The 18,676-nt window shown below is 46.2% G+C and carries 18 protein-coding genes; 12 read left to right on the top strand and 6 right to left on the bottom strand.

Annotated features, from left to right (window positions below):
* Nucleotides 1-99 precede the first annotated feature (99 nt).
* The 12 genes from aroK (at nt 100) to DPF91_RS18645 (ending at nt 12,820) form a co-directional block, all read left to right on the top strand.
* Nucleotides 100-618, top strand: coding sequence for a shikimate kinase AroK (aroK, locus tag DPF91_RS18700; protein ID WP_117235968.1), 519 nt, complete (start codon nt 100-102; stop codon nt 616-618).
* A 35-nt stretch (nt 619-653) separates the two neighbouring features.
* Nucleotides 654-1,739, top strand: coding sequence for a 3-dehydroquinate synthase (gene aroB, locus DPF91_RS18695; protein ID WP_117235967.1), 1,086 nt, complete (start codon nt 654-656; stop codon nt 1,737-1,739).
* Nucleotides 1,740-1,802: 63 nt separating this feature from the next.
* A complete protein-coding gene (locus DPF91_RS18690) occupies nt 1,803-3,284 on the top strand; it encodes an AAA family ATPase (RefSeq protein WP_117235966.1) in 1,482 nt (493 codons plus the stop codon).
* Nucleotides 3,285-3,377: 93 nt separating this feature from the next.
* Nucleotides 3,378-4,199 (top strand): Dam family site-specific DNA-(adenine-N6)-methyltransferase, encoded by an 822-nt coding sequence (locus DPF91_RS18685; RefSeq protein WP_117235965.1) that lies wholly within the window; start codon nt 3,378-3,380, stop codon nt 4,197-4,199.
* A gap of 135 nt (nt 4,200-4,334) precedes the next feature.
* Nucleotides 4,335-5,009 carry a ribulose-phosphate 3-epimerase gene (gene rpe / locus DPF91_RS18680; RefSeq protein WP_117235964.1) on the top strand — a complete coding sequence of 225 codons (675 nt, stop codon included), beginning with the start codon at nt 4,335-4,337 and terminating at the stop codon, nt 5,007-5,009.
* Between the two features lie 104 nt (nt 5,010-5,113).
* A complete protein-coding gene (locus DPF91_RS18675; protein ID WP_117235963.1) occupies nt 5,114-5,800 on the top strand; it encodes a phosphoglycolate phosphatase in 687 nt (228 codons plus the stop codon).
* Between the two features lie 131 nt (nt 5,801-5,931).
* Nucleotides 5,932-6,948, top strand: coding sequence for a tryptophan--tRNA ligase (gene trpS, locus DPF91_RS18670; RefSeq protein WP_117235962.1), 1,017 nt, complete (start codon nt 5,932-5,934; stop codon nt 6,946-6,948).
* 83 nt (nt 6,949-7,031) lie between these two features.
* Nucleotides 7,032-7,610: an aminodeoxychorismate/anthranilate synthase component II gene (locus DPF91_RS18665; protein WP_117235961.1), complete on the top strand. Its 579-nt coding sequence runs from the start codon at nt 7,032-7,034 to the stop codon at nt 7,608-7,610.
* Between the two features lie 356 nt (nt 7,611-7,966).
* A complete protein-coding gene (locus DPF91_RS18660; protein WP_117235960.1) occupies nt 7,967-9,181 on the top strand; it encodes an aspartate aminotransferase family protein in 1,215 nt (404 codons plus the stop codon).
* Nucleotides 9,182-9,327: 146 nt separating this feature from the next.
* Entirely contained in the window at nt 9,328-10,347 is a 1,020-nt protein-coding gene (gene astA, locus DPF91_RS18655; protein ID WP_117235959.1) for an arginine N-succinyltransferase, read from the top strand.
* A gap of 18 nt (nt 10,348-10,365) precedes the next feature.
* On the top strand, nt 10,366-11,823 hold the full coding sequence (gene astD, locus DPF91_RS18650; RefSeq protein WP_117235958.1) for a succinylglutamate-semialdehyde dehydrogenase: 1,458 nt from the start codon (nt 10,366-10,368) through the stop codon (nt 11,821-11,823).
* 190 nt (nt 11,824-12,013) lie between these two features.
* A complete protein-coding gene (locus DPF91_RS18645) occupies nt 12,014-12,820 on the top strand; it encodes a DUF1338 domain-containing protein (RefSeq protein WP_117235957.1) in 807 nt (268 codons plus the stop codon).
* A gap of 124 nt (nt 12,821-12,944) precedes the next feature.
* On the opposite strand, the gene crp is transcribed toward DPF91_RS18645, so the two are convergent.
* The 6 genes from crp to DPF91_RS18615 form a co-directional block, all read right to left on the bottom strand.
* Nucleotides 12,945-13,577 carry a cAMP-activated global transcriptional regulator CRP gene (crp, locus tag DPF91_RS18640; RefSeq protein ID WP_004410522.1) on the bottom strand — a complete coding sequence of 211 codons (633 nt, stop codon included), beginning with the start codon at nt 13,575-13,577 and terminating at the stop codon, nt 12,945-12,947.
* Between the two features lie 243 nt (nt 13,578-13,820).
* Nucleotides 13,821-14,690 carry a phosphoribulokinase gene (locus tag DPF91_RS18635; RefSeq protein ID WP_117235956.1) on the bottom strand — a complete coding sequence of 290 codons (870 nt, stop codon included), beginning with the start codon at nt 14,688-14,690 and terminating at the stop codon, nt 13,821-13,823.
* 130 nt (nt 14,691-14,820) lie between these two features.
* Nucleotides 14,821-15,027, bottom strand: a complete 207-nt coding sequence (locus DPF91_RS18630; RefSeq protein WP_117235955.1) for a YheU family protein — start codon at nt 15,025-15,027, stop codon at nt 14,821-14,823.
* A 144-nt stretch (nt 15,028-15,171) separates the two neighbouring features.
* Nucleotides 15,172-16,146, bottom strand: a complete 975-nt coding sequence (locus tag DPF91_RS18625; protein WP_117235954.1) for a hydrolase — start codon at nt 16,144-16,146, stop codon at nt 15,172-15,174.
* Between the two features lie 78 nt (nt 16,147-16,224).
* Complete coding sequence (locus DPF91_RS18620; RefSeq protein WP_117235953.1) at nt 16,225-16,704, bottom strand: TIGR02444 family protein; 480 nt, start codon at nt 16,702-16,704, stop codon at nt 16,225-16,227.
* Nucleotides 16,701-18,623, bottom strand: coding sequence for an ABC transporter ATP-binding protein (locus tag DPF91_RS18615; protein ID WP_117235952.1), 1,923 nt, complete (start codon nt 18,621-18,623; stop codon nt 16,701-16,703). Before DPF91_RS18615 ends, DPF91_RS18620 begins: the two co-directional genes overlap by 4 nt.
* Nucleotides 18,624-18,676: the final 53 nt, after the last annotated feature.

The raw sequence follows: 18,676 nt of genomic DNA, 5'->3' as shown, positions 1-18,676 counted from the left end.
TCTGTGAGGAATAGGTGCTACAAGCATTTATAAGACGACTTTTTGTCCTCTTATCTTGTAGCGATGTCATTGAATTAACGTTGTAAATTACTGCTGAACATGGCTGAGAAACGCAATATTTTCCTTGTTGGCCCGATGGGTGCCGGCAAAAGCACGATAGGTAGACACCTAGCACAACAACTTCATATGGAATTTGTAGATTCCGACACTGTAATCGAAGAACGCACTGGCGCTGATATCGCTTGGGTTTTCGATGTTGAAGGTGAAGAAGGTTTCCGTAAACGTGAAGAAACGGTCATTAACGACCTAACCGAAGAACAAGGTATCGTACTGGCAACGGGTGGTGGCTCTGTAAATAGTAAAGAGAACCGCAACCGTCTGTCTGCACGCGGTGTTGTGGTGTACCTTGAAACAACTATTGAAAAGCAACTTGCTCGTACTAACCGCGACAAGAAGCGACCTCTTCTGCGAACTGATAACCCACGCGAAGTTCTAGAAGCGTTGGCAAAAGAGCGTAATGCACTTTATGAAGAAGTTGCAGATTACACAGTTCGTACTGATGATCAAAGTGCAAAAGTGGTAGCCAATCAGATCGTAAAAATGCTAGAAGAACGTTAATATAACGTTCAGATTCATTTTGCGGAGTGCACACCATGGAACGGATTACGGTCAGCTTAGGCGAACGTAGCTACCCAATCTCTATCGGCGCCGGGTTATTCAATGACTCGGCGCAGTTTTCTTCTCTTACTGCTGGTCAACGCGTTGTCGTTATTTCTAACGTTACGGTTGCACCTTTATACGCAGAAAAAATCCTTTCACAATTACAAGCTCAAGGCTGTGTAACCTCGTTGCTTGAGTTGCCAGATGGCGAACAATACAAAACCCTCGAAACCTTTAATACGGTAATGAGCTTTCTACTCGAAGGCAGCTATGGCCGTGATGTCACCTTGGTTGCGCTAGGTGGTGGTGTTATTGGTGATCTTGTAGGCTTTGCTGCTTCTTGTTACCAACGCGGTGTCGATTTCATCCAAGTACCAACGACCTTGTTATCTCAGGTTGATTCATCGGTCGGTGGTAAGACAGCCGTCAATCACCCTCTGGGCAAGAATATGATTGGTGCCTTCTACCAACCTAAATCTGTGGTAATCGATACGGATTGCTTAAAAACTCTGCCTGAACGAGAGTTTGCGGCGGGTATAGCAGAGGTCATTAAGTACGGCATTATCTACGATGCTGAGTTCTATGTCTGGTTGGAAGAGAACCTAGAAAAACTGTATGCACTTGATACCGAAGCTCTGACTTACGCAATTGCTCGCTGCTGCCAGATTAAGGCGGATGTGGTGGCTAAGGATGAGAAAGAGTCAGGTATTCGTGCGTTGTTGAACCTAGGTCATACTTTCGGCCATGCGATTGAAGCGGAACTTGGGTATGGTAAATGGTTACACGGTGAGGCTGTTTCAGCGGGTACTGTGATGGCAGCTAAAACTGCGCAGCTCCAAGGTTTGGTAGAAGAGCATGATGTGGAGCGCATTGAAGCGCTGCTTCGTCGCTCAAATTTGCCAATCCATACCCCTGATAGTATGAGCTTTGATGACTTCATCAAGCATATGATGCGTGATAAGAAGACCCTAGCGGGCCAACTTCGACTTATCCTCCCAACCAGTATCGGCACCTCTGAAGTGGTTAAGGGAGTACCATTAGAAATACTAGAGCAAGCTATTGATTATTATCGTCAATAAGCTGTGATTGATAGAGCAAAAAGATTCTGTATCAGAAGCCTGATTTGTGACTAAGGATAGACCATGAGCTTTGCGCATGAATTGCGAGTATTGGAACTGGATAGCCAAACCGAGTTGTTGAATCGATTGCAGCTACTCACGAATTTTGGCTCTAATATCATCACTGTTCATGGCGCACCTGGCTCTGGTCGCACTTGGGTTGCTCAACGCTTTCTTGAGGCTTGGGCAACCGAAAAGAATCAGTTGCTGCTCATGTGCCATGCCAATCAAGACGATGAGCAGCGACGCTCTATCTTGTTAAAGCAGGTTGTACATGATCCTCTTTTCAATGAACAGGACCCTATCACCGAAAGCCTAGAGCGGATGCTAGATGGCGAGCCGTGCGATATTGTTTTGGTGGTGGACGATGCACATCTTCTCAGTGAACGATTGTTGTCTGAGCTGGTTCATCTAGCACAATACTCACAACAACAAAGTCACTGGTCGGTAAATGTGGTGCTGTTTTGCAATAGTGGCTCTATCGAATCGACGCTTAGCAATCTTTGCCAACCCTTTGAACTCAAACCTATTGAGCTTGAGTTAGAGTATCTAAGTGAGAGTGAGGCACAAACCTTCTTTGAGTCTCAGGTTCTGCGCTATATTGCTGATGAGGGTGCGAAGAAAAGAGCTTTAAAAGCATTCCCGAAAACGGAAAAGTACCCCGGAGTTCTGATGGCATTGGGAGATCAGAAAGTGGAAAAAAGGATTATTATTCGCTCTATCGTCGGCTCACCAGCCAAGATTGCAGCACTTGTGCTCATTCTATTGTTGCTTATCGGTGCTGGATACTGGTGGTTGTTATCTAAACCTGCTCCAGAAACACCAGAGGTGACGGTTTCTACTGTTGAAGAAACCGTTATTCCACCAAAGCCTGGAGCGAGTTTGCATGACGAAGTGCCTAAGCGAGACGTAACAGGTGAGGGAAGTGAGTTCTCTGAGGATGGTGTTCAAGATGATACTCTTGCACTGCCGCCAACGGTAGTCGAAGGAACAACAACATTGGAGAGCCAAGAAGACAGCGGTAAGCGTATCGTGGTAACTTCGGATGTGGTGGATGCTCTGATTGATAAAGAAGCGCAACCAGAAGAGCCTGCGAGTAGTTCTACTGAAGCCGAGAGTAGTGCCAGTGAGGAAGCGACGACAAAAAGTGAAGCAACCTCAGAACAATCAACTGACGCTCAAGCTTCCCAAAGTGAGCCCTTAGCCTTTGCGCAAGATGAGCTGCTAGCGGTCTCAGCCGACCGCTACACCTTGCAGCTTGCTGCATTGACTTCAGAAGCTGAAACGCAAGCCTTTATTAGTAGGCACAAGCTTCAAGGTAAGGTGCGAGTCTATCCAACTATGCGCTCAGAGCGAGAGTGGTTCATTATTACCTATCGTGATTTTGCGACAATCCAACAAGCTCGTGATGCCGTCGAAGCACTCTCTGCTGAGCTGCAATTTGTCAGCCCTTGGGCCAAGTCTATGAGCCAGGTTCATAGGGAGATTGAGCGGTTAGCGAATTAACCTTGCGGTTATTGTGCCGAAAACGTGCGAAGTAGCTGAGAAATATGTTACATTCCGCACCCTTATTTCATCGATGTAGATACAGAGCAGTAAATGAAGAAGCAACGTGCCTTTCTTAAATGGGCTGGTGGAAAATACGGTTTAGTTGAAGATATTCAACGCCACCTTCCTGAGGCGCGTAAATTGGTAGAACCTTTTGTGGGCGCTGGCTCGGTGTTTTTGAATACCGACTACGACCGATACCTGCTTGCAGACATTAATCCTGATCTGATTAACCTGTATAACCTGCTTAAAGAGAATCCAGAACAGTACATCGAAGAGGCAAAGCGTCTTTTTACCCCAGAGCATAACCGCAAAGAGGTTTACCTTGACGTTCGTGCTCAGTTTAACCAAACGGATGATGTCTTATTCCGCTCTGTCGCTTTTCTATATATGAACCGTTTCGGTTTTAATGGCTTGTGCCGTTATAACAAGAAGGGTGGTTTCAATGTTCCGTTTGGTTCCTATAAAAAACCGTATTTTCCACAAGCAGAGCTAGAATTTTTCGCTGAGAAAGCAAAGAAAGCGACCTTTGTGTGTGAAGGCTATATTGAAACCTTTAGCCGTGCTCGTAAAGGCTCTGTAATTTACTGTGACCCACCATACGCGCCACTTTCAAACACCGCGAATTTTACCTCGTATGCTGGGAACGGTTTTAGCCTAGATGACCAAGCTGCGCTCGCTGATGTGGCAGAAAAAGCCGCGACAGATCGCGGTATTCCTGTACTCATTTCCAACCACGATACGAAGCTGACTCGTCGTTTGTATCATGGAGCCGACTTAAACGTGGTGAAAGTTAAACGCACAATCAGCCGTAATGGCTCTGGTCGTAACAAGGTTGATGAGCTACTGGCTCTGTTTAAGCCACAAAGTTAAAGTGCCTAAGTTTCTTTTTCTCGAAACTGGCGACTAGAAACTAGGATCTCTTTCTTCGCTTAAGGTAGAATTGCGCGCAAACAATGCTTGGTATTGAATCCGCTTCCGTTCGCAACTATTCCGTAGAGGTCCACAATGAAAGATTTCCTGATTGCCCCATCTATTTTATCTGCAGATTTCGCACGTCTTGGTGAGGACGTAGAAAAAGTACTAGCAGCGGGCGCTGATGTGGTTCACTTCGACGTAATGGATAACCACTACGTACCTAATCTGACCTTTGGTGCACCAGTATGTAAAGCACTGCGTGATTACGGCATCACTGCACCTATCGATGTTCACCTAATGGTTAAGCCGGTTGACCGCATTATCCCTGACTTTGCAAAAGCAGGCGCGTCGATGATCACTTTCCATATTGAAGCCTCTGAACATGTGGATCGCACGCTACAACTAATCAAAGAACATGGCTGTAAGGCGGGTGTCGTTCTAAACCCAGCAACGCCACTTGCGCACCTTGAGTACATCATGGACAAAGTAGACATGATCCTTCTGATGTCAGTAAACCCTGGTTTTGGTGGTCAATCATTCATTCCAAACACGCTTGATAAGTTGCGCGCAGTGCGCAAGATGATTGATGAGTCGGGTCGTGATATTCGCCTAGAGATCGATGGCGGCGTTAAAGTTGATAACATCAGAGAGATTGCTGAAGCAGGCGCAGACATGTTTGTTGCAGGTTCAGCTATCTTTAGCCGTCCAGACTACAAAGAAGTGATTGATGAGATGCGTGCAGAGCTTGCAAAAGTAGACGCATAAACGTACAAATAGCGTTAAAGCATACAGAGAAAGGGGCGCTTAGCCCCTTTTTTGCGTCTTGCTATAGCAGAATAGCGGACGAATATAATAAATAGGAAAGTAAGATGTCATTAAGCTCAATAAAACTAATCGCGTTCGATTTAGATGGAACCCTATTAAATAGCGTCCCAGACCTAGCCATTGCCGCTGATCAAGCAGCGCAAGCAATGGGGTATCCTGCAGTGACAGAGGCTCAAGTATCTGAATATATCGGTAACGGAGCAGATGTATTGATTGGTCGTTCACTGAGTCAGAGCTTGACGATTTCCAGCGAGCTAAGCCCTGAAGTTTTAGCTCAAGCACGAGTTCTATTTGATGATTTCTATGAGAAGAGTGGTCACAAGCTGAGTCATCTATACCCGAATGTTAAAGAAACCCTAGCCGCACTTCACGGAGCGGGTTACGTGATAGCGCTAGTGACCAATAAGCCATCTAAGTTTGTGCCTCATGTTTTGGCTCAACATGGTATCGACCATTACTTTGCTGATGTCATTGGTGGTGATACCTTCCCGGAGAAGAAACCAAACCCAATGGCACTGAATTGGTTACTTGAAAAACATAATTGTCAGCCACATGAGATGTTGATGGTGGGTGACTCGAGCAATGACATCAAAGCAGCGAAAAATGCAGGCTGTGCATCGTTTGGTTTGACCTATGGTTATAACCACGGTGAGCCTATTGCTGCATCTAAACCAGATTATGTCGCGGATAACATTGCACAATTGGTAGAAGTCATCGCTGTTTCGGCTTAAGTTCGACGAAATTACTTCCAAAATACTCGTTAATGAGTACACTGAGTAAGCCGTGTGAACTAGGTACTTGAGCCTAGGTATCATGCGGCTTTTCATTTTATTTAGATTAAGAAGTCAAAGGAATTATTCCCATGAGCAAACCCATTGTATTGAGTGGTGTTCAACCATCAGGTGAACTAAGTATCGGTAACTACTTGGGTGCTCTACGTCAATGGCAACAAATGCAAGATGACTACGATTGTCAATACTGTGTTGTAGACCTTCATGCGGTGACGGTTCGTCAAGATCCTAAAGCCCTACATGAAGCGACTCTAGACGCACTAGCAATCTGTCTTGCGGTTGGTGTTGATCCTAAGAAGAGCACGCTATTTGTTCAGTCACATGTACCAGAGCACGCTCAACTTGGTTGGCTTCTTAACTGTTACACTCAAATGGGTGAACTGAACCGTATGACTCAGTTCAAGGATAAGTCTCAACGTTACGCAAACGACGTAAACGTGGGTCTATTCGATTACCCAGTGCTAATGGCAGCAGACATCCTGCTATACGGTGCGCACCAAGTGCCAGTAGGTAGCGACCAGAAGCAACACCTTGAGCTCGCGCGTGATATCGCGACTCGCTTCAACAACATCTACAGCCCAGAGCAACCAATCTTTGAGGTACCAGAGCCGTACATTCCAACTGTGAATGCTCGTGTAATGAGCCTACAAGATGCGACGAAGAAGATGTCAAAGTCAGATGACAACCGTAAGAACGTCATCACTCTGCTTGAAGAGCCTAAATCTATCATTAAGAAGATCAATAAGGCGCAAACAGACACTGAGACACCACCGCGCATTGCCAATGATTGGGAAAACAAAGCCGGTATCTCTAACCTAATGGGTCTTTACTCTGCGGCGACGGGTATGAGCTTTGAAGAGATTGAAGCGAAATACCAAGGCGTAGAGATGTACGGACCATTCAAGAAGGATGTGGGTCAAGCAGTGGTTGAGATGCTAGAGCCTATCCAAGCAGAATACCGCCGTGTTCGCGAAGACCGTGCTTATCTTGATGCAGTGATGAAAGAAGGCGCAGAGAAGGCATCAGCTCGCGCTGCAGAAACATTGAAGAAAGCATACGCAGCGGTAGGCTTTGTTGCTCGCCCATAAGCAAGGCCCCTTGTTGTAATGGAAATATCAACCGCCAGACGTTAAACTCTGGCGGTTTTCTTATTTAGGCTTTCTGAAACGCTATGCTCCTCATCATCGATAATTACGACTCGTTTACTTACAACCTGTATCAATACTTCTGTGAATTGGGTACAGAGGTGAAAGTTGTGCGCAATGATGAAGTCACCTTGCAAGAGATTGAAGCGATGAACCCAAGTCATCTGGTGATCTCCCCAGGTCCTTGTACGCCGAATGAAGCGGGCATCTCCATCCAAGCAATAGAACACTTCGCGGGTAAGCTACCGATCTTTGGTGTCTGTTTAGGTCATCAAGCTATTGCTCAAGCCTTTGGTGGAAAAGTGATTCGAGCCCAGCAAGTGATGCATGGTAAAACCTCACCGATAATTCACACCAACCAAAGCGTGTTCTCAGGGCTGAACAACCCGTTGACAGTCACTCGTTACCATTCGCTCGTTGTAGAGAAAGATAGCTTACCGGACTGCTTTGAAGTTACCGCTTGGACCCAGAATATTGATGGCAGCTTTGATGAGATCATGGGCTACCAGCACAAAACCTTGCCGATTGATGCGGTACAATTTCACCCTGAATCGATTAAAACTGAGCAAGGGCATCAAATCTTGGCTAATTTCCTCAAGCGATAACCCTGACAGCGATCACCTTTTTTAACATTTGTTGCGTTAAATAATCTATAAAATTACTAAGCAAGATTATGCGCGGCACAATCTCCCCTCAACTGTTATCGCCTGATCTCAGGCGGTATATAGCCGTATTCTTTCCTATAGAACAAAAAACACTTCATAAAACGGATCTATTCGTGCATAAATAGTCATATGTGACATTAATTATCCAGCTCACTAGCGAAGGAAAAGATGTTTTCACTCTTGAATTGGTTAATTAATTGTAAATACAATGCTGCAGCAGTAGAAAATTCCGTTTGATTTTGCAGAAGCCAAAAGAACGAGATTGCTGTAGTTCGTCGTCTATGAGGGAATGTGCAATGACAGTGGAAAAAAACGTAGAACGTAGTCAATTTGATGAAGTAATGGTGCCTTGTTATAACCCAATGGAGATGATTCCAGTGAAGGGTGAAGGTGCTCGTGTGTGGGACCAGCAGGGGACAGAGTATATCGACTTTGCTGGTGGTATCGCGGTTAGTTGTTTAGGCCACTGTCATCCAGCGATGGTTAATGCTGTTACTGAGCAAGCGAATAAGATTTGGCATCTAAGTAATGTGATGACCAACGAACCAGCATTACGTTTGGCAAAAAAATTAACGGAAGTCTCTTTTGCTGAGAAGGTTTTCTTTGCTAACTCGGGTGCTGAAGCGAACGAAGCAGCGCTTAAACTGGCGCGTCGTTATGCTGCTGATGAACATGGCCCTGAAAAATCAGAAATCATCGCCTTCAAACAAGGCTTCCATGGACGTACTTTCTTTACGGTAACTGTCGGTGGCCAAGAGGCTTACTCGGATGGTTTCGGACCAAAACCGGGCGATGTGACTCACCTGCCATACAATGACGTTGATGCACTTCGTGAGCATATGTCGGACCGCACCTGTGCCATCATGATGGAACCTTTACAAGGTGAGGGGGGTATCATTCCACCATCGGATGAGTTCGTTCAAACCGTTCGTGAGTTATGTGACAAGTACAACGCACTGCTTATCTTCGATGAAGTACAAACTGGTAACGGTCGTACCGGTCACTTCTACGCATACCAAGGCCTTGGTGTGACTCCAGATATCCTTAGTACCGCAAAATCTCTCGGTGGCGGTTTCCCTATCGGTGCGATGCTAACCACTACTGAACTGGCTAAACACTTAAAAATAGGAACACATGGTTCTACCTATGGTGGTAACCCACTGGCGTGTGCGGTTGCAGAAGCGGTTGTAGATGTGGTCAGTCAACCAGAAACGCTTGCGGGCGTTGTAGAGCGCGAAGCGCTATTCCGAGATGGTTTACAAAAGCTGAACGACAAATACCAAGTCTTCTCAGAGGTTCGTGGTAAAGGCTTGCTACTTGGTGCTGCATTGAATGAAGAATGGCAAGGCCGCGCTCGTGATGTACTGGTTGTTGCTGGTGAGCAAGGCTTGATGGTCTTGGTTGCAGGGGCAAGCGTGGTTCGTTTCACGCCATCACTGGTTATTAGCAAAGAAGAAATAGAAGAAGGTCTATCAAGACTAGATAAAGCACTAGCAAAGCTAGTAGGTTAAGTTTTTAGAAATAGATTCAGGTTCCTAGTACCGAGTCCCTAGTGGTCAGAGCATGCATGCTCTGATTGAACTGGGGACTGTGCATTTCCTTTAAGAACTAAGAAAACAAATTTCTAGAAACCTTATAGCATCGGAGGGATGTATTGATGCTTGTTGTTCGCCCAATTAAGACCTCAGATTATGAGGCTTTACACACATGTGCAGTTGAATCAGGACACGGATTCACTTCACTTCCCGTTAACGAAGAACTGTTAACGAATCGTATTACTCATTCAGAGTACAGCTTCTCTAAACCTGATGTGACAGAACCTGGCGATGAAGGCTATCTAATGGTCGGCTTTGACAGCGAAACGGGAGAAGTCGCTGGTACCACAGGTATTGAAGCATCGATTGGCTGGGATGTGCCTTTTTATTCATACCACATCAGCAAGGTGGTTCACTCTTCACCTAAGCTTCAGGTTAACAATGTCGTTAAGCTATTGACGTTTGGCAATAACTACACAGGTTGTAGTGAGATTTGTACCTTGTTCCTGCGTCCAAGCTTCCGTGGTGGCTTGAATGGTCGTTTGATGTCGAAGTGTCGCTTCTTGATGATGGCAGAACACCCTCATCGCTTCTCAAAGACGGTTTTTGCTGAGATGCGTGGTGTTTCTGACGCAGAAGGGAATTCACCTTTCTGGCAATGGCTCCAAGAGCACTTCTTCTCTATCGATTTCACTCTGGCTGATTATCTCACCGGTATTGGTAAAAAAGGCTTCATTGCTGACCTAATGCCAAAGCTTCCTATCTACGTGAATCTACTCAGTAAAGAAGCTCAGGCGGTGATTGGTGAGGTACACGAGAATACTCGCCCTGCGTTGAAGCTATTAGAGAATGAAGGCTTTACTTGCCGAGATTATGTCGACATTTTCGATGGTGGACCAACTGTAGAGTGTGACCTACGTAATATTGAATCGGTTCGTCACTCGTTCCGGGCAAAGGTAAGAGTTGCCGAGCATTCAAGCTCGCAAGATTACCTGATTGCGAACACCTCATTTGAGAACTTCCGTGCTGCCGCTGCAAAAGGGGCATACGATGCTGAGAGCGAAAGCGTCATCCTGACTTCTGAAGTGGCCATTGCCCTAAAAGTACAAGATGGTGACTTTGTACGAATGCTGACGCAGTAGAGATAAAAAGGAATAGATATGACTCAATGGATCGCTGGTGAGTGGATTGCAGGGCAAGGTGAAGCAATGGCCTCACAAAGTCCATACGACAATGCTGTTGTATGGCAAGGAGATGCAGCAACACCTGCTCAAGTAGATTCCGCTGTACGAGCTGCTAGAGAGGCTCTGGTTGGCTGGAAGAAATTGCCTTATACGGAGCGTGAAAAGTATGTGCTGGCTTTTGCTGAAAAAGTAAAAGAGCGTGCAGAAGAGATTGCAACTGTGATCGCTAAAGAGACGGGTAAACCTATCTGGGAGACTCGTACTGAGGCTGCTGCGATGGCAGGCAAAATCGCTATCTCTATTCGTGCTTACCATGAGCGTACCGGTGAAGCGCAGCGTGAAGCGGCAGGCAACCAAATCGTATTGCGTCACAAGCCTCTAGGAGTGATGGCGGTATTCGGCCCTTATAATTTCCCAGGCCACCTACCAAACGGTCATATCGTTCCTGCATTACTCGCTGGTAATACCGTGGTATTCAAGCCTTCAGAGCAAACTCCTTGGACAGGTGAGCTTGCGATGAAAATATGGCAAGAAGTTGGCTTACCTGCTGGCGTTATCAACCTTGTTCAGGGTGCAAAAGAGACGGGTATAGCCCTTGCTGAATCTCGTGGTATCGATGGCTTACTGTTTACCGGTAGCGCGAACACGGGTCACCTGCTGCATAAGCAATTTGCAGGGCAACCAGGCAAGATGCTTGCGCTAGAGATGGGGGGCAACAACCCCATGGTTATCTCTGAGCAGTTCGGTGGTGTGGATGCGACCGTGTATACCATTATTCAATCGGCGTTCATCAGTGCTGGTCAGCGTTGCACCTGTGCTCGTCGCCTTTATATCCCCGTGGGTGAGAAGGGTGACCTGCTTCTTGAGAAGTTGGTTTCTGCAACTAAGAATATCAAAGTGGATCAGCCTTTTGCAGAACCGGCGCCCTTCATGGGACCACAGATCTCTGAAGCCGCGGCGCAGTTTATTCTCTCTGCGCAAGACAACTTGCGCTTGTTAGGTGGAGTGAGCCTTGTTGAGGCAACTGCAGGCGAGGCCGCGTTTGTCTCTCCGGGTATCATCGATGTGACTGCAATTGAGCAGCTACCCGATGAAGAGTATTTCGGCCCATTGCTGCAGGTAGTGCGTTATCAAACTCTTGAGCAAGCGGTAGAACTGGCAAACGATACACGCTTTGGTCTATCCGCTGGCCTAATCTCCACCGATGATAGTGAGTGGGATTACTTTGTTGATCATATTCGCGCCGGTATCGTTAATCGTAACCGTCAACTGACGGGTGCAAGTGGCGATGCGCCGTTTGGTGGCCCAGGAGCTTCGGGCAACTTACGTCCAAGTGCTTACTATGCGGCTGATTACTGTGCTTACCCTATGGCATCGATGGAGGGGGAGGCTCCCGTGCTGCCTGCCACCTTTAGCCCAGGATTGAGCTTATAAGGTGCTATAAGCCTTAAACTGTCCGTCACAGTCTGAAGGCCGCTGAGCATCTCAGTGGCCTTTCTACACTTAACGTATTTTAGGACGAGACAGCTAAATAATAAGCTTAAAAAACGTAATAACAATAAAGTACATAAACAAAGCGCATTAGCGTGACATACACCGATAACAACGACATGGAGCGTTTCCTATGAAGACCGTCCATACTACCCCTGAATCCTTGTTTTCTGCTTTATGGCAAGACTACATTACCCGTTTGTGCCCATCTGCAGACAAAGTCCACGACCTGCTTGAAGAAAACGAAGCACTTATCAATGACCATATTGCTCTGCGTACTTTTAACCTTGCGCCTATTGGCCTAGATACGCTTGCCAAACCTTTTATTGAACTCGGGTATAAGGCGTGTGGTGACTACCTGTTTGAAAGCAAAAAGCTGGTTGCCAAGCACTTTGAACACGATGACCCTTCCTTACCAAAAGTCTTCATTAGTGAGCTCAAAGTAAACGAGTGTTCGCCTCAGCTTCAAGGCATCGCTGAGCAGCTTGTAGAGCAAATAGATCATGATGATCTAAAAGCTCACGAATTCCTTTATTCCGGTCGTTTATGGCAGATTGATTCTGAGGATTATCAAGCGCTTGCTCAAGAGAGTGAATACGCTTCTTGGTTAGCAGCACATGGTTTTGGGGCCAACCATTTCACCGTTAGCGTTAACCAGCTTAATGCTTTTGATGAGGTGAAGCAGGTGAATGACCATCTGAGAGTTGCCGGTTTTACTATCAATGAATCTGGTGGTGAAGTGAAAGGCACACCAGAAGTACTTTTAGAACAATCATCAACCATGGCCGACAAAGTAGCGGTGCAGTTTGCAGACAAGGCTGAAGAAATCCCAGGTGGTTTCTATGAGTTTGCTAAGCGCTATCCAATGCCCAATGGCGAACTCTACAGCGGTTTTGTTGCTGCCTCTGCTGATAAGATTTTTGAAAGTACTAACGGTTAGGAGCAGATGTGAGATTTTTCAAATCTTAGCTCTAAGAGCTCAATTCATTTCAGTTCCAAGAAAAAAAGCCACCAATGTCTCCATTGGTGGCTTCATAATTTCTAGCTTTCTAGCTTTCTAGCTTTTATCGAGTACCGTAAACCACGATAGTCTTACCGTGAGCAGAGATTAGGTTCTGCTCTTCTAGCATTTTCAGGATACGACCTACCGTCTCACGAGAACAACCAACAATCTGACCGATCTCTTGACGAGTGATCTTAATTTGCATGCCGTCTGGGTGAGTCATCGCATCTGGTTGTTTCGCTAGATTTAGTAGCGTCTGTGCAATTCGGCCAGTTACGTCTAGGAATGCTAAGTCACCAACCTTTTGGCTTGTAACTTGTAGACGGCTTGCCATTTGCGCAGAAAGACGCATTAGGATGTCTGGGTTAACTTGGATTAACTGGCGGAACTTCTTAAAAGAAATCTCAGCTACTTCACAAGGTGATTTTGCACGAACCCAAGCTGTACGCTCTTGGTCTTCTTCGAAAAGACCTAGTTCACCGATAAAGTCACCTTGGTTTAGGTAAGAAAGGATCATCTCCTTACCTTCTTCATCCTTGATAAGAACCGCAACAGAACCTTTAACGATGTAGTACAAAGTTTCTGCTTTTTCGCCCGCATGAATTAGCGTGCTTTTTGATGGGTACTTATGAATGTGACAGTGTGAAAGGAACCACTCTAATGTTGGGTCGGTTTGAGGTTTACCTAGAACCATATAACTATCTTCCTCTGCAGGGCATGCTTGCCGCAATAATCCGTTTTATTGAGCCATAATACTGACGAGTTAGGATAAGAGCACTTACTTGTTAGCCGCAAGCTATCTCGTGTTTCGATAAAGAATATTAACCCTTTTCACGAGCTATTTCTTGATTTTAATCGTATCAATCACGCGTTTAACCATGCAAAATTGTGCACATGATCACGGTATGAATATTAACCTATGCTAGGCACTATACGGTTAACCGATTTTACCTGTTTCAATCAGCTGTTGTAGGATTGGCCTGATGATGAGCTCCATAGCAAAACTCATTTTCCCACCCGGTATAACCAGTGTGTTATGACGCGACATAAATGAGCCATCAATCATAGCCAGTAGATATGGGAAATCGACGTTTTTAAAGCCACGCAGACGAATGACCACAAAACTCTCATCTGCTGTAGGAATCCCCTTAGCATTAAGTGGGTTTGAGGTATCTACTGTAGGCACTCGTTGAAAGTTAATGTGCGTGCGGGAAAACTGCGGGGTGATGTAGTTTAGGTAGTCATCCATAGAGCGGACAATCGAGTCCATCACAGCTTCGCGAGAGTGGCCTCTATCACGGGTATCTCGAACAAACTTCTGAATCCACTCTAGGTTTACGATTGGTACCATACCAATCAGCAGGTCAACGTGCTGAGAAACGTTGATGTCGCCATCCATCACGCCACCATGCAACCCCTCGTAAAACAGAACATCACTGTCTGTTGGAAGGTCTTGCCATGGGGTAAAAGTCCCCGGCATTTGGTTGTATGGCACCGCTTCGTCAAAGGTATGTAGGTAGCGGCGAACCTGACCCACACCTTCATCGCCATACTTTTTAAAGAAGGCTTCAAGGGCTGGGAAGTCATTCGCTTGTGGGCCAAAATAGCTGATGTGCTTGCCTTGTTCCTTGGCTCGGCGGATCTCCACATCCATTTCAGGGCGAGTAAAGCGGTGGAAACTATCACCCTCGACCCATGCCGCTTTGACATCCATCATGTTGAACATTTTGCGGAAGGTTTCTGAGGTGGTCGTAGTACCGGCGCCTGACGAACCCGTAACGGCGATAATTGGATGTTTAGCTGACATGACAGTCCCTGTCTAAGTGCTTAGTGAACTAGCTAGTGTAACTAAAATGTTGTGGTTCCGCTAATAGGATTGCATACTTTAACAGAAGGTTGTGAAGCTACGATGAACTCTCATCGCAGCATTGTTAGGTTTAGCGTTTAACCTGAATATCCACACTTTCGTGCAATTCAGAGTAGACCAGCACCGCTTTCCCTGTTTCTAGTTGATGCTTTACTTGGTCGATTTTATCTTGCAGTGATATTTCACTGCTGCCGTAATCTGTCCCTTCACGCAGAACAAATTCCTTTATTAAATTTTCCAGTGTATCTGGAGCGACTTGTTGCCAAGGAATAATCATAAAGACCTCTTCACGTTATGATCGTCACTTTTAATTATACCTAACTAAGCGATGCTGGGTACTTGCCTTGTACTCCTAAGTATTCAAACTAGCTCTCTAGCTCTCTAGCTCTCTAGCTCTCTAGCTCTCTAGCTCTCTAGCTCTCTAGCTCTCTAGAAAGTGCGAATAGTAGGCTGGCATGGCTTCCTCCAACCAAAAGCGTGGTTTGAAGATTGAGCCGGTGATAAAGCCAACATGACCGCCTTGCTCAAAAAGTCGATAATCAATGTTGCTTGGTAGCTTAAAGGTTGGGATCACCGCATCAGTCATAAAGGGGTCGTCCTTGGCGTGAATGATCTGTAATGGGGTCGAGATGTCACAAATCCTTTGAATGCCTGAGCAGCGGCGATAATAGTCCGCGGCATCTTGGTAGCCATGCAATGGAGCGGTGATCAAGTCATCAAACTCATACAATCGAGTCAGCTTTTGGATATGTAGCTCTTTAATCCCCAGTGCCTGTTCAAGTAGTTGGGATTTTTTCAGGGCATTCTTTTTCATTGAAGAGAGTAGGTAGGTCCGATAAACCTTAGAAAAACCTTGTTCTATGCGCACTGAACAGGCACCAAGGTCGAGAGGGGCAGAGACGATTGTTGCTGCATTGACGATAGGGTTGCTGTCGTACTTAGCAAGGTAATTGGTCAGCATGTTACCACCCAAAGAAACCCCCAAAGCGACCTTGGACGAATTAGGAAAGCGTTGGTGAATCGACTCAAGAACCTGGCGAGCATCTTCTGTCTCTCCTGAGTGATAAGCTCGAGCTAATTTATTTGGTTTACCGCTGCACCCTCTGAAATGCATCATGACACTCAACCAACCTTGCTCAGCAAAAGCGTGCATCAGCCCATTGGCATAAGGACTGTTGAAGCTACCTTCCAAGCCATGAAACAGCACAAAGATAGGTTTGAGCTTAGCGGCTTCATTTTGCCAATCTTCACTCCATGCAAGATCAACGAAATCACCATCGTCTGTGGTGAAGCTCTCCCATAGGGGGGCAAATAACGCTTGCTTACGGATCATGCGCGGTAGCAAGGTTTGTACGTGAGGATTAGAAGCGCCAGTGGCAGGAGTGAAAGTTTGCATAGACTTAATTCTATTATTTGATCGGTACTTGGGTTTGTACTGAATAGTGATGTTGTTTGATCAGTAATGACAGTTTGATCAATCGAGTTTAAGTGGTGGATGGGGGTGCGTCAGTGCTTGGTAGAGATGCTCAGCGCCATGCTGGCGGCAATATTCCAGTGTCAGCGGGTCTGTGTTGTTATTCGTTAGTGTCATTTGATTGATACATTCGACGAGGTCTGACTGCTGTTGCTTCTCTAGTTGGAGTTCAAACTGGAGGGATTTACGGTAGACCGAATCGGGCAGATGAGTTTTGAACTGTTTTCGCAACTCACGGTAATCATGAAGCAAGGACTCGGAACGCTGCAAGCAAAGGTTGAGCGTGGGCCAGTCTTGACTGGAGAAGCGAACATGCTGCTCATCTAGCCAGATGAGCAGCAAGAGTAGATTTACATTACCGTGGTGTTGGTTTTGAATTAGTAAGCATGCCTCTTTGACCTCTGAGACAGAGTAGTACTGCAAACTGAATTGCCACAGTCGCTCTATGGTCAGTGATATTCGGGCATGCTTAATGGTCATCCGTTATTTAGCTCCAACTCCATTTGTTCTAATTGCTCCTGTCCGTCCATCCATTCCATCTCGACGTCTTCTAGCTCTGATTTAGCAGAGGCTTGCTGAGCAAGTACTTCTGTTAGTTTAGCCTTGTTTTCTGCATCATAAAGTGAAGTATCTGACAATTTTTGTTCCGCTGCTTCAAGCGCTTCGGTTAGTGTCTCCATCTTCGCTTCTAGCTGAGAGAGCTTTTTACGTAGTGGTGCTGTTTGCTTGCGGAACTCGGCTTCACGACGTTTCTGCTCTTTCTTTGCTGCTGCACTATTGGTGGTGTCTTTGGCTGGCTGCTGAGCTTGTTGATCTTGACGCTCAAGCTTTTGCTGGTCGGTAAGCCACTTGTAGTAATCGTTGAGGTCACCGGCAAACGGAGCGACTTGCTTGTCGTGAACTAAGTACAGGTCATCGGTAGTTGCACGCAGTAGGTAACGGTCGTGCGATACAATCACCATAGCACCCTCAAAGGTTTGCAGAGCAAGCGTAAGCGCTTGACGCATATCCAAGTCTAGGTGGTTGGTTGGTTCATCGAGTAGCAATAGGTTTGGTTTTTGCCAAACAATCAATGCTAAGACCAAGCGAGCCTTCTCGCCACCGGAAAACGGTGCAACTTTCTCTAATGCTTTATCCCCATTGAAGCCAAAGCTACCTAAATAGTTACGCAGCTCTAGCTCGTTTTTATCTGGTGCGATTTGCATCATATGCTGCAGCGGCGTTTCTTCGGGGTGCAGTGTTTCTAGTTGATGCTGAGCAAAGTAGCCAATTTTAACACCTTGCGAATAGGTTAAGTCACCACCCTGTGCTTTGAGCTCGCCAGAAAGCAGCTTGATGAGGGTGGATTTACCTGCACCATTTCGGCCAAGTAGACCAATACGGCTGCCTGGCACTAGGTTGAGTCGAATTTTCTCAAGGATAAGATTGTCGTCGTAGCCTGCCGATACATCATCCATCATCATGATTGGGTTCGGCAGAGCTGCAGGTTCACGGAACTCAAAGCTGAATGGGTTATCAAATTGAGCCGGTAGTACCTTCTCCATTTTCTCCAGTGCTTTGATACGGCTTTGTGCTTGACGAGCCTTCGATGCTTTGTAGCGGAAGCGATCGATGTAGCTCTGCATATGAGACATCTGCTTTTGCTGCTTCTGGAATTGAGCCTGTTGCAGGATCAGCTTTTGTGCTCGTTGAGTTTCAAACGACGAGTAGTTACCGGTGTACTCGTTCAGTGCCTGATTCTCGACATGGATGATACGGTTAACGATAGGATCCAAGAAATCACGGTCGTGTGAAATCAGGATAAGCGTACCTGGGTAGTTCTGTAGCCAGCGCTCAAGCCACATAACGGCATCAAGGTCTAAGTGGTTGGTTGGCTCATCGAGTAGTAGTAAGTCACTGCGACACAATAGAGCTTGTGCTAAGTTAAGGCGCATACGCCAACCACCCGAGAATTGGGTCAGGTTCCAGCTCATTTGTTCTTGGCGAAAGCCGAGGCCATCAAGTAACTCTGCGGCACGTGCTTTTATGCTGTAGCCACCAATGGTTTCAATCTTGCCGTGGATCTCTGCTACTAAGGTACCGTTATCCGCTTGCTCTGCTGCAAGTAGGTCTTCTTCTAGCTGACGATACTCTCGGTCACCATCAATTACGTAGTCTAGCGCCTGGCGTTCTAATGCTGGGGTTTCCTGAGCTACCCATGCCATTTCCCAATGCGATGGCTTATGGAAGTTACCCGCATCGATAGAAAGCTCATCCTTAATCAACGCAAAAAGCGTCGACTTACCACAACCGTTCTTACCTACTAGGCCAATCTTGTCGCCTGGGTGAATAGTCGCCGTTGCTTGGTCGAGGAGAGGCTTGCCACCACGAAGGAGTTGAATATCAGAAAACGTAATCATAAAACGCAGATGCTCGTGAAAAGTGCTGTTTGGATACCGGTGATTCTATGAGT

It is taken from the genome of Vibrio maerlii (assembly GCF_003415655.1).
GTDB classification, from domain to species: Bacteria; Pseudomonadota; Gammaproteobacteria; order Enterobacterales; family Vibrionaceae; genus Vibrio; species Vibrio maerlii.
This window is presented reverse-complemented; position numbering and strand designations above follow the sequence as displayed.